This is a genomic window from Sporolactobacillus inulinus, from assembly GCF_006539285.1.
Lineage (GTDB): Bacteria > Bacillota > Bacilli > Bacillales > Sporolactobacillaceae > Sporolactobacillus > Sporolactobacillus inulinus.
In genome coordinates this window covers 1-1063 of sequence record NZ_BJMS01000216.1, presented here as the reverse complement: position 1 = coordinate 1063, position 1063 = coordinate 1, and the positions used below count along the sequence as shown (strand labels likewise).

Here is a 1063-nt window from a genome sequence, read left to right as displayed (position 1 = left end):
TGTTTTTGATAATCTAGAATTGAGCCATTGATAAGCAATTCGCTCACATAAAAATGAGCCACATGATTTCCAATTCTTAGCCCATCTTCCTTATGATAGAAAAGTAACCAGCAATTCTACATAAGGGAGAGGGAAAAAAAGGATGATCGATATGGCTCACTATCATCGTATCAAATTTCTAAAGGAGGTTGAAGGTCTTTCACAACGTCAGATTGCGAGAAAATTAGGAATTTCAAGGAATACAGTGAGTAAGTATATGAAACAGGAAGAAGCCCCAACCCTTCCCGTTCGGCAACGCTCATACGGGAAGAAAGAATACTCGGAGGAAACTCAACGCATTCTTCCAATCATAGACCAGTGGCTTCTTGAGGACCAGAAACATTGGGTGAAACAAAAACATACGGCAGCGAGAATCTATCAACGGTTAGTCAAGGAATATCAGTTTAAGGGGTCGTCCTCTAACATTCGTAAGCTTGTTGCCAAGCGAAGACAGAAACAGCAGGAAGTATTCATTCCCCTTGAATTCCGATACGGCCTTCAATTTCAATTTGACTGGGGCGAGGCCGATGTTATTCTTCAGGGAAAAACGCAGCGAATCTTTCTTTTTTGTCTGCAGCTTTCATCTAGCCGTTTTCGATTTGTTCGAGCTTACACTCATCAAAAACAGGAGGCTTTTCTGGACGGCTTTGTACACGCTTTTGAATTTCTGGGTGGTGTGCCTGTCGAAGGCCTTTTTGATAATCTAAAGACAGCCGTGGTCAAAGTTTTGAAAGGCAGAGATCGCTTAGAACAAGAAGCCTTTATCGCGCTCCAGGCGCATTATGGGTTCAAGGCCACCTTTGCCAATCCCCGAAGGGGAAATGAAAAGGGAAGGGTTGAAGGGACGGTTGGCTATGTCCGACGCAACGCGTTGGTCCCTTATCCAGACGTTCAATCCATGGATGAACTCAATCATTATCTTATGGATTGGTGCCTTAAAGAGGCGGCCCGCATTCACGTTCCGCGTACCGATGAAACGGTCGCACAGGTTTGGGCCAAAGAAAAACTTACCCTTCATTCCCTT

At 44.3% G+C, this 1063-nt stretch carries 1 protein-coding gene; it reads left to right on the top strand.

Annotated elements, in window-relative coordinates:
* Positions 1-151 precede the first annotated feature (151 nt).
* The coding region (gene istA / locus SIN01_RS14805) for an IS21 family transposase (RefSeq protein ID WP_237760191.1) at positions 152-1063 on the top strand (912 nt) is incomplete at its 3' end.